The 8,853-nt window shown below is 73.1% G+C and carries 12 protein-coding genes; 8 read left to right on the top strand and 4 right to left on the bottom strand.

Going from position 1 to position 8,853, the window contains the following annotated elements; all coding sequences use genetic code 11:
• The first annotated feature begins 334 nt into the window (after positions 1-334).
• Complete coding sequence (locus AC13HU_RS24345; RefSeq protein WP_483044071.1) at positions 335-772, top strand: nuclear transport factor 2 family protein; 438 nt, start codon at positions 335-337, stop codon at positions 770-772.
• Positions 773-859: 87 nt separating this feature from the next.
• On the opposite strand, the gene AC13HU_RS24340 is transcribed toward AC13HU_RS24345, so the two are convergent.
• Positions 860-1,684 carry a MerR family transcriptional regulator gene (locus tag AC13HU_RS24340; protein WP_483044070.1) on the bottom strand — a complete coding sequence of 275 codons (825 nt, stop codon included), beginning with the start codon at positions 1,682-1,684 and terminating at the stop codon, positions 860-862.
• 206 nt (positions 1,685-1,890) lie between these two features.
• A complete protein-coding gene (locus AC13HU_RS24335; protein WP_483044069.1) occupies positions 1,891-2,586 on the bottom strand; it encodes a CGNR zinc finger domain-containing protein in 696 nt (231 codons plus the stop codon).
• 48 nt (positions 2,587-2,634) lie between these two features.
• Here AC13HU_RS24335 and AC13HU_RS24330 point away from each other — a divergent pair, with 48 nt between their 5' ends.
• Together AC13HU_RS24330 and AC13HU_RS24325 are read left to right on the top strand one after the other, a co-directional pair.
• Positions 2,635-3,288, top strand: coding sequence for a pyridoxine/pyridoxamine 5'-phosphate oxidase (locus AC13HU_RS24330; RefSeq protein WP_483044068.1), 654 nt, complete (start codon positions 2,635-2,637; stop codon positions 3,286-3,288).
• On the top strand, positions 3,285-3,980 hold the full coding sequence (locus AC13HU_RS24325) for a maleylpyruvate isomerase family mycothiol-dependent enzyme (RefSeq protein WP_483044067.1): 696 nt from the start codon (positions 3,285-3,287) through the stop codon (positions 3,978-3,980). Before AC13HU_RS24330 ends, AC13HU_RS24325 begins: the two co-directional genes overlap by 4 nt.
• 128 nt (positions 3,981-4,108) lie before the next feature.
• On the opposite strand, the gene AC13HU_RS24320 is transcribed toward AC13HU_RS24325, so the two are convergent.
• Complete coding sequence (locus tag AC13HU_RS24320; protein ID WP_103889877.1) at positions 4,109-4,348, bottom strand: DUF397 domain-containing protein; 240 nt, start codon at positions 4,346-4,348, stop codon at positions 4,109-4,111.
• Positions 4,349-4,589: 241 nt separating this feature from the next.
• Between AC13HU_RS24320 and AC13HU_RS24315 the strand changes: the two genes are divergently transcribed.
• The 4 genes from AC13HU_RS24315 to AC13HU_RS24300 all read left to right on the top strand — a co-directional run bounded on the left by AC13HU_RS24315 (position 4,590) and on the right by AC13HU_RS24300 (position 6,934).
• Positions 4,590-5,159: an isochorismatase family protein gene (locus AC13HU_RS24315; RefSeq protein WP_483044066.1), complete on the top strand. Its 570-nt coding sequence runs from the start codon at positions 4,590-4,592 to the stop codon at positions 5,157-5,159.
• Between the two features lie 99 nt (positions 5,160-5,258).
• Positions 5,259-5,834, top strand: a complete 576-nt coding sequence (locus AC13HU_RS24310) for a TetR/AcrR family transcriptional regulator (RefSeq protein WP_483044065.1) — start codon at positions 5,259-5,261, stop codon at positions 5,832-5,834.
• 288 nt (positions 5,835-6,122) lie between these two features.
• Entirely contained in the window at positions 6,123-6,710 is a 588-nt protein-coding gene (locus tag AC13HU_RS24305; RefSeq protein WP_483044064.1) for a DUF4865 family protein, read from the top strand.
• Positions 6,704-6,934 (top strand): carboxymuconolactone decarboxylase family protein, encoded by a 231-nt coding sequence (locus AC13HU_RS24300; protein WP_483044063.1) that lies wholly within the window; start codon positions 6,704-6,706, stop codon positions 6,932-6,934. The genes AC13HU_RS24305 and AC13HU_RS24300 overlap by 7 nt, the downstream gene beginning before the upstream one ends.
• 103 nt (positions 6,935-7,037) lie before the next feature.
• Here the strand turns inward: AC13HU_RS24300 and AC13HU_RS24295 are convergent, their stop codons facing one another.
• The gene (locus tag AC13HU_RS24295) at positions 7,038-7,895 is read right to left on the bottom strand and encodes an endonuclease/exonuclease/phosphatase family protein (RefSeq protein WP_483044072.1); all 858 of its coding nucleotides are present in this window, start codon (positions 7,893-7,895) and stop codon (positions 7,038-7,040) included.
• Between the two features lie 101 nt (positions 7,896-7,996).
• Between AC13HU_RS24295 and AC13HU_RS24290 the strand changes: the two genes are divergently transcribed.
• Entirely contained in the window at positions 7,997-8,578 is a 582-nt protein-coding gene (locus AC13HU_RS24290; protein WP_483044062.1) for a chloramphenicol phosphotransferase CPT family protein, read from the top strand.
• Positions 8,579-8,853 lie beyond the last annotated feature (275 nt).

Raw genomic sequence — 8,853 nt, 5'->3', positions numbered from 1 at the left:
ACCACATGATCACCGGCTCCGTGCCTGCTCTGTTTCCCGGGGAACTTCCCGACCTACACCCGGACATGACGTCACGTCATACGCGAGACCGGCGAACCAGACCGATCCCGAACACGCAATGGCCCTGCCCCGTTACCGCACGCAACTGAAGCGGGCCGGGCAAAGGGCGCGGGCCGTGCGGGGTATTCGGCCGCGTATCGAGTCGTCATCGACGGAATGCCGTGGACCCTCCCGTGAGGGGAGGGCCTACGTTCGTGTCAGTAGTCACGAGAGCGCCCGAACTCGTCGAGGCGCGGGGCCGCACACATGAATTCACGGCAGACTGGAGAACAAGATGACATCCGTACATGACGATGAATTCGAGGCCCTGGAGCCGTTCTTTCAGATCGTCATGGAAGGACTGAACGGCCTGGTCGACGGAAAGCGCTTCTTCGACATCCTCGCCGAAGACGTCGTCACCGAGTTCGTGGTCACCGTTCCGGGGTACCCGGCAAGGGTGGAGGGACGGGAGAAACTCGCTGCGCTGTACCGCGGATACGGGGATGCCATCATCCTGGATCGCTCCGGCGACCTGGCGGTCCACCGCGACCGCGAGACCTCGACCGTCGTCCTCGAGTACACCGTCCAGGGCCATTTGACGCTCACCGGGCGCCCGTACGAGAACCACTTCGTCTCCGTGATCACGATCCGGAACCGCGAAGTGACCCACTGGCGCGACTACATGGACTCCTATGCGGCCGTCCAGGCCCTCGGCTCTGCTCTGCCCATCTGATCTGCGGGGGCCGGACATCAGGGTGCGGGCGGGTTCGCCCGCACTTGGTCGGACCCACCGGCAACGTCACCACGAACATCATCACTGTCAGACGTCGGTGTCGGCGCGGAAGACCGGCCAGCAGACCTCGGTGACCCACCCGGCCGGGTCCGGGGTGTCGAAGAAGTCGCGCAGGTAGTACTCGCGCACCGGGCCTTTGACGCCGATCTCGTGCCGCATCGTGCAACCGCCCAGTTCGGCGTAGGTCAGATCGATATCGGCGAGCGCGCCGCGGTGGGTGCCGACCGCCAGTTCCGCCGCGGGCACCTCGAACGCCGCCACGCGTCCGACCGCGCACACGGGGCCCTCGACGGGGATGAACACGGTGGCCCGGCCCCGGTCCTGCTGGAACAGCTCGCCGGCGTACAGACCGCCGCTCGGCCCCGTCCGGCGCAGGCCCTGAACGCGTGCGGCCTCGTGCAGTTCGCGCAAGGCGCCTTGCCACCACACGGCGATGTCCTGGCGGTCCACGATCGCGTGGATGCCGATCGCCGGGGTGGCGGCAACCGTCCGGTGCTCGACGGGCGCCGCCGTCGTGGGGCGCTCCAGGAGGTTGCGCAACGAGGCCACCGCCGAGCGGGTCGTGGCGAGCTCGGCCTCCAGCCGGTCCAGGTGCGCGGCTATCACCGCGTTGCGCGCCCCCGAGCCATCGGCCGTCAGCACCGCCCTGACCTCGGCCACCGGCATACCCAGGTCCCGCAGCCGCCGGATGACCTGCGCGGTGGGGATCTGGTCCGGCTGGTAGTAGCGGTAGCCGTTGCCCGGGTCCACCTCGGCCGGCTCCAACAGGCCCACCTCGTGGTAGTGCCGCAGCGTCTTGACGCTCAGATGCGTCACCCGGGAGAAGTCGCCCACCGTCATCGCCGCGCTCATGAGGCCAGTGTCGGCCCTCCCCCTACAGGAGGGCCAACCCCGGGGCCGGCGAAGGCGAGCGCGCGGACCTGGTCGCACTCGCCGTCCGGACCGGCTCGACTCGGCCCGGCGGCTGGCGCGGCTGGCGCGGCTGGCGCGGCCCGGTGGGCGGATCGCCTACGCGGCCGGGCCCGGGTCGGCCGGCTCAACCGGCCTGCGCAGAAAGGTCAGTTCGGGGTGTCCGAGCTTTGGGCACGTTGGCGGGCGTGGTGGCGGGCGACACGGGCGCGGTTGCCGCAGGAGGGCTTGCACCACTCCTGGCGGGCGTGCGCCTGGACGAAGTAGCGCACGCAGCGCGGCGCCGGGCAGGCCCGTAGCCGGGAGCGGTCCGGGCCGGTGAGGAAGGCCATCCCGGCCCGGGCGAGCGCGGCGGCGAGCAGCTCGGCCGGGGTGTGCCGGCCGGCCACCGCGTAGCCCGCGGCGGGCGGGCCGTCGGGAGGCCAGGCGAGCCGATGGGTGACCGGCACCCGCGCCGCGGCCGCGTTCAGCAGCTCCATGGCCGCCGCCGCGTCCGGCAGCCGCCCGGCGTCGGCCTTGCTGGGCGCGCCGGGCAGCACCGCCCGCGCGAACAGCGCCCGCAGCGCGGTCCGCACGCCGACGGTGGCGGCGAGCATGGCGGGGTCGGCAGCGGCGACAGGCGTGGCGGTAGCGGCAGGGGCGGCCCGCCCGGCGCGACGGTCGGCGGTGGCGCCCGGCCCGCCGTCCTCGTCCGCCGACGCGAAGCCGTACTCCGCCAGCGCCCGCTCGTGCTGCCGTACCCAGGCGGTCAGGCCCTCGGGTTCGGCGAGGTCGTCCGCGACTCCGTCGTGTCCGTCGTGGCGGACGGTGACCGCGAGGGCGAGGGCGAGATGATCAACCGACATGGGCTAATGGTATCGTCTCCCTACACCATTAACGCAGAGGGGGTATTCGTGTCCGACCTGCGCGAGGTACTGCGCGAGATCGAGGTGTTCGAGGGGGAGTTGCCGGACTTCGACGTCTCGCAACTTCCGGCCGACCCACATGAGTTGTTCACCGAGTGGCTGCTGACCGCCATCCGTGAAGGGGTGCGGGAGCCACACGCGATGACCGTGTCCAGCACCGGACTCGACGGCAACCCGTCGGCACGGGTGCTGATCTGCAAGAACGTCACGACCGACGGCTGGCAGTTCGCCGCCGACGCCGGCAGCCGCAAGGGCCGCGAGCTGGCCGGCAACTCCGCCGCCGCGCTCACCTTCTACTGGTCCCCGCTCGCCCGCCAGGTGCGGGTGCGCGGAACCGTGCGCCCCGGCAACCCCGAGCAGTCCGCCGCCGACTTCCTCGCCCGCTCCCCCGGCGCCCGGGCCGAGGCCCTGCTCGGCCGGCAGAGCACCCCGCTGCCCGACCTCGCCGTCCGCGACGCCGACGTACGCGCCGCCGCCGAGCGAATCGCGGAGCAGCCCGGGCTGGTCGCACCCGGCTGGACCCTCTACACCTTGCACGCCGAGCAGGTGGAGTTCTGGCAGGGCGACAAGGAACGCCGGCACACCCGCGTCGACTACCGCCGTACGGACGCCGGTTGGGAGCGGGGGCTGCTGTGGCCGTGACCGGAACCGCACCCGCCGATCTCCAGGCGGCGCTCGCCGAGGGGCAGTTGCGGCTGCGCGCCCTCCTGCCGAGCCTCACCGACGAGGCACTGCGCGGGCCGAGCCTGCTGCCCGGCTGGAGCCGCGGCCATGTGCTCACCCACATCGAAGGGGTCGGCCTCGCGCTGGCCCGGCAGGCCCGCTACGCGCTGCGCGGCAAGACCATCGAGGTCTACGACGGGGGCCGCGCCACCCGTGACGCCGCCATCGAGGCCGGGTACCGGCGCCCGGTGCAGCAACTCGCGCCCGCGCTCGCCGACGCGCTGGACGAGGTCGAGGCGTCCTGGTCCGTGGTCGGGCCGGACGACTGGGACCGGCCGGTCCACTACCGCGACGGCACCCTGCGCGACGCCGGGCTCGCCTGGTGGCGGGAGTTGGAGATCCACACGGCCGACGCGGACCTCGGCTACCGCACCCACGCGTGGTCGGTACCCCTGTGCACCCACCTCACCGGCTTCCTCGCGCCGCGCGTGCCGGACGGGTACCGGGTGACGCTGACCGCCACGGATACCGAGTTCCGCTGGTCGCACGGCTCCGGGTCGCCCTTGTCCGTCGAGGGCCGCCTCACCGACCTCGCCGCATGGCTGGCCGGACGGCACCCCGAAGAGCCCCTGCACGGCGACCCGTTGCCGCCGTTGGGCAACTGGCCGTAGCCGGTACACCGTTCACCCGCGCCCTGGGGCGGCTCGCAAGAGCCGCACGAATCCACGGGCGCGGGTGCGCGACCAGCCCACCACCGGCAGGCGGTCCCTTCGACCGGCGGAACCCATCCCCCGGAGGGTCAGGTCAGATCGAACTCGCCGTCGCGGGCGCCCAGCACGAAGGCACGCCATTCCGCAGGCGTGAAGATCAGCGCGGGCCCTTCGGGGTTGCGACCGTCCCGCATCGCGATGTACCCCTCCACGAAAGCGATCTGTACATCCCCGGTGCCTTGGCTGCTGGACAGCCACTCGGCCCCGGTCAGATCCACCTGCGGCTTCTTCCCGTTGGCCAACGGCTGTCCGATGGTGCTCTCAGCCACGTCCTGACTCCTCCCACATCGACGTCCGCTTCCAGCCTATCGGTGTTGGACCCACCTGGCAGAAGAAGGCGGAAGCCGCACGCCGCGGCGTCCAGATGCGCTATGACGGCCGATGGCCGCCGATCCTGCGCATGAGCCCGCGGGGCGCGGGCAGCCGATCCGCAGGCGCGTCAACTGCCCTACCACACAAGCACGTTCGATCCATACGCGCGAGGCGGGTGCGGCGGGTAGGGTCCCGATCATGACCGCACATGATCACGACTACCGCGCGGCCGGCGATACCCGCGAGTCCCCGCTCGCGCCCGGTCTCGACCCCGCCCGTACCGCACTCGTGCTCGTCGACCTGATGGACCGGATCGTCGCGCTGCCGCTGGCCCCGCACCCGGGGCCGCAGGTGGTCGCCGCGGCGGTGAAGCTGGCGGCGGTCTTCCGTGCGGCGGGCGCGCCGGTGGTGGCGGTACGGGCGCGGCGGTCCGGGGCGGTCGAGCAGCCACCCGGCAGCGACCTGGTGCCGGAGGTCGCCGCCGTCGCGGACGCGTTGCTGGTCAAGCGCACGGTCGGGGCGTTCCAGGGCACCGAGCTGGACGAGCGCCTGCGGGAGCGCGGCATCGACGCCCTGGTACTGGCCGGGATCGCCACGAACGTCGGCGTGGAGTCCACCGCGCGGGCCGCCGCCGACCTCGGCTACCGGCTGGTGTTCGCGCATGACGCGATGTCCGGGCTGACCGCGGCGGAGCACGAAGCCGCGGTGGCGCTGAACTTCCCCCGCTTCGGCACGGTGGTCGCCGGGGCCGACGTGTACTTCGCCTGACCGTTTCCCGGTCCGTTTCCCGGTCCGGTCGGCGGCGGGATCGGCCCGCCGCCGCTCTTCGGGCTTGGTTCTGTACCTACTAGTACGTACGATGACGTCATGGACACCGCGAAACGCCTCGTCGAAAGCGCGCAGGAACTGCTCTGGGAGCGCGGCTACGTCGGCACCAGCCCGAAGGCCATCCAGGAGCGGGCCGGCGCCGGGCAGGGCAGCATGTACCACCACTTCAAGGGCAAGCCCGACCTCGCGGCCACCGCGATGCGGCGCAGCGCGGCGGAGTTGCGGGCGCAGGCCGACGCGCAGCTCACCGAGGGCGACACGGCGCTGGCGAGGGTCGGCGGGTATCTGATGCGCGAGCGGGAGCCGCTGCGCGGCTGCCGGGTCGGCCGGATGGCGATGGACCCCGAGGTGATCGCCAGCGACGAGCTGCGCGAACCGGTCCGCGACACGTTCGCGTGGCTGCGCGGACGGCTCGCCGGGATAGTCGCCGGCGGGATCGCGGCCGGCGAGCTGCGCCCGGAGATCGACGCGGGCGACACGGCCGCGGCGCTCGCCGCGGTCGTCCAGGGCGGTTACGTACTGGCCCGCGCGGCCGGCGACCGCGAGCCGTTCGACCAGGCGGTGCGCGGCGCGCTCGGCCTGCTCAGGGCCGCGGCGGCCGACCCGGCCGTCTGACCCGGGCATCCTTGCGGCTGCCGGGTCCGGGTTCCCGGACCGGGTTCCCGACCCGGCCGCTGATCCCGGTCGCTGATCCCGGCAGCCGGCACCGGCCGCGCGGCACCGGCCCGCGACCGTACGAAACCCACACCCACCCGCGCGTTACGCCGACCGGGCGGCGAATCGTCGTGCCCGCCACGGCACTTGGCCCGTGCGAGACAGGCGGGCACCACAACACGAGGACGCGTACGGACGTCTGCACGCACGTGCGCGCCGCCTCGTACCGGACCGAGGGAGCATCCACCCGTGCATGGCATGAACTACCGCATCGCCCTGCCCGCCGACTACGACATGGGCATCATCAGACAGCGGGTGGCGACCCGGGGCCATCTGCTCGACGCCTTCCCGGGGTTGGGGCAGAAGGCATATCTGATCCGGGAGCGCGGCACCGACGGTTCGCCGGTGAACGAGTACGCGCCCTTCTACCTGTGGAACACCGCGCAGGGCATGAACAGCTTCCTGTGGGGACCCGGATTCCGTTCCCTGGTGGACGACTTCGGCCGCCCGACGGTCGAGCACTGGACCGGACTCGGCTTCGAGCGCGGCCCGGCCGTGGCGGAACCGCCGTCGGCCGCCACGCGGTCGGCCCGGCCGCTGGGCGCGGACGAACCGTTCGCGGAGGTGTTCGAGCGCGAGGTGAAGGAGTTGCGGGAGGTGGCGGCACAGCCCGGGGCACACTCCGCCGCGCTGCTGGTCGACCCGCGCCACTGGGAGTTGCTGCGCTTCACCCTGTGGCGGGACTCCGCGCCGCAGGAGCCCGGGGCCGAACGCTTCCAGGTGCTGCACCTGTCGCGGCCCGAACTGGACACCATCGAAACGGGGCGGCAGTGGTAGAGCAGGCCACGATCGACCGCGAGGCGGGCTACCAGCTGCTCGGCGAACTCGCCGGACCGCGCACCATCGAGGGCACCCTGTCCCAACTGGACACCCTGGCACCGGGGTTCGCCGACTGGATCGTCACCGCGCTGTTCGGCGGCACCTATCAGCGCGACGGCCTCGCCCTGCGGGACCGGCTCGTCGCGAACCTCGTCGCGCTCACCGCCGAGGCGTTCTCGTGACGAATCCGGCCCGCGCGTTCGCCGCCGACTGGCCCTGACCCGGCCGCCGGGGCCGGGCGCCGGGGCCGACTCAGGCCCAGCTCAGGCCCAGCTCCCGCCCCGCTCAGGCCCCGTTCAGCTTCAACGACGGCTCCGGCAGGGCGATTTCGGCGACGACGGCGGCGTGGTCGGAGGGCCACACCCCGGCGACCCGGCGGTCGCCGGCCCGGCGGGCGGTGCGGACCCAGCCACGGTTGTCCGGCCCCGGCAGGCCGACGAGGATGTAGTCGATGCAGCTCGGGCGCGCGCCGAAGTTCACCGCGTACTCGGTGCTGATGTCCCAAGTGCCCTGCGGCAGCGCGGGATCGGCGAACCGCCAGGCGTCGAGCAGGACGAGCCCGGTGACCGCGGGCGCGGTCTTGTAGCCGCAGATCAGCCGCACCTCGTCGAAGTCGGGCTCGGCGTTGAAGTCGCCGGTGACGACCGGCGGGTAGGGCCCGTGGGCGTGCTCGGCGACGAACGCGGCCAGCTCGCGGACCTGCGCGCAGCGCACCGCGGACTCGGCGGCACCGGAGTTGAGGTGGGTGGTGAAGAAGGGCAACGGCCCGCCGGGGACGTCGAGAAGGGCGTGCAGCGCGGTCTTGCCGTCGTCGCGGTGGCCGGGCAGCGTGGGCAGCGGACGCTCGGCCGTCGCCAGGATCGGGTGCCGGCTCAGCACGGCCACGCCGACGTCCACCGTGGTGTCGCCGCCGTTGCGGGCGTGCCAGCGGCCCTGCACCCGGGCGCGCGACCAGGCCCAGTGCATGCCGAGGCGTTCGGCGAGCCACTCGGCCATGTTCTCACCGCCCGCCCCGTCGGGGTCACTGCTCGCCCACACCTCCTGAAGGCCCAGGACGTCGGGCCGTTCGGCTTCGAGAGTGCGCAGGATCGCCTCGCGCCGGTCCTGCCACGCGCCGAACCGCCACCACAGGTTCCAGGTCATGACGCGCAGCGCGCCCGAGCCGTCGCCCCGCCCGTTGCCCGTACCGCCCACATTGCCGGAATCCACTGGCCGTCCCCTTCCGTCCTGCCTACGGTGGCGGGATGTCCACCCAGGTGATCATTCTCAACGGCGGCTCCAGCTCGGGGAAGAGCAGTATCGCCCTCGCTCTGCAGAACGTGTTGCCCGGCCCGCCGTGGCTGACGTTCGGCACCGACACTCTGGTCGAGGCGCTGCCGGCCCGCATGCGCGGCGAGGACGCGGACCCCGGCCCGAAATCGGACGCGGGCCCGAGCTCGGGCGACGGCATCGCGTTCGGGCCCGACGGCGAGGTGGTACCGGGCGCGGAGTTCCGCCGGCTCGACGACGCCTGGGCGCTGGGCATGGCCGCGACCGCCCGCGCGGGCGCGCACCTGATCATCGACGAGGTCTTCCTCGGCGGCGCCGCCTCCCAGACCCGCTGGCGCGACGCGATGGCCGGGCTCGGCGTGCTGTGGGTGGGGGTGCGCTGCGACCCGGCGGTGGCCGCCGCCCGGGAGGCCACACGGGGCGATCGTGTCCCGGGCATGGCGGCGCGACAGGCGGCGCTGGTCCACAGCGGGGTCTCCTACGACCTGGAGATCGACTCCAGCCGCACCGACCCGGTGTCCTGCGCCCGTACGATCGCGGCGCACGTCAGCGGTTGAGCCCGTCCGGTAAATGGAGGGTGGGGGAAGGAGCGGGTCGAGGGCCGGGTCCAGGCGATGCCGACGAAGGAGCCATGGCGGAGCCCTGGTGACCGAAGAGAAGCCGTCCGGGCGAGAGCCATCGGCCCGCGACGCCGCCCTCCACTTACCGGACGGGCTCAGGCCCGTCCGCGGCGCCGGGCCGCGCCCGCACCGGCCGGTGAGGTCGGTGCGGACCCGTGGCGGGCCCGGGCGCGGGCTCCCCCGAGTCCCCGCCCGGCGTCCGGCCGGCCCGG

It is taken from the genome of Streptomyces sp. NH27 (assembly GCF_056859195.1).
This window is presented reverse-complemented; position numbering and strand designations above follow the sequence as displayed.

Excerpts from the sequence above, each read along its gene's own strand:
- AC13HU_RS24345 (WP_483044071.1), top strand. The coding sequence starts at position 335 with ATGACATCCGTACATGACGATGAATTCGAGGCCCTGGAGCCGTTCTTT.
- AC13HU_RS24340 (WP_483044070.1), bottom strand. The coding sequence starts at position 1,684 with ATGAGCGCGGCGATGACGGTGGGCGACTTCTCCCGGGTGACGCATCTG.
- AC13HU_RS24335 (WP_483044069.1), bottom strand. The coding sequence starts at position 2,586 with ATGTCGGTTGATCATCTCGCCCTCGCCCTCGCGGTCACCGTCCGCCAC.
- AC13HU_RS24315 (WP_483044066.1), top strand. The coding sequence starts at position 4,590 with ATGACCGCACATGATCACGACTACCGCGCGGCCGGCGATACCCGCGAG.
- AC13HU_RS24310 (WP_483044065.1), top strand. The coding sequence starts at position 5,259 with ATGGACACCGCGAAACGCCTCGTCGAAAGCGCGCAGGAACTGCTCTGG.
- AC13HU_RS24295 (WP_483044072.1), bottom strand. The coding sequence starts at position 7,895 with ATGACCTGGAACCTGTGGTGGCGGTTCGGCGCGTGGCAGGACCGGCGC.
- AC13HU_RS24290 (WP_483044062.1), top strand. The coding sequence starts at position 7,997 with ATGTCCACCCAGGTGATCATTCTCAACGGCGGCTCCAGCTCGGGGAAG.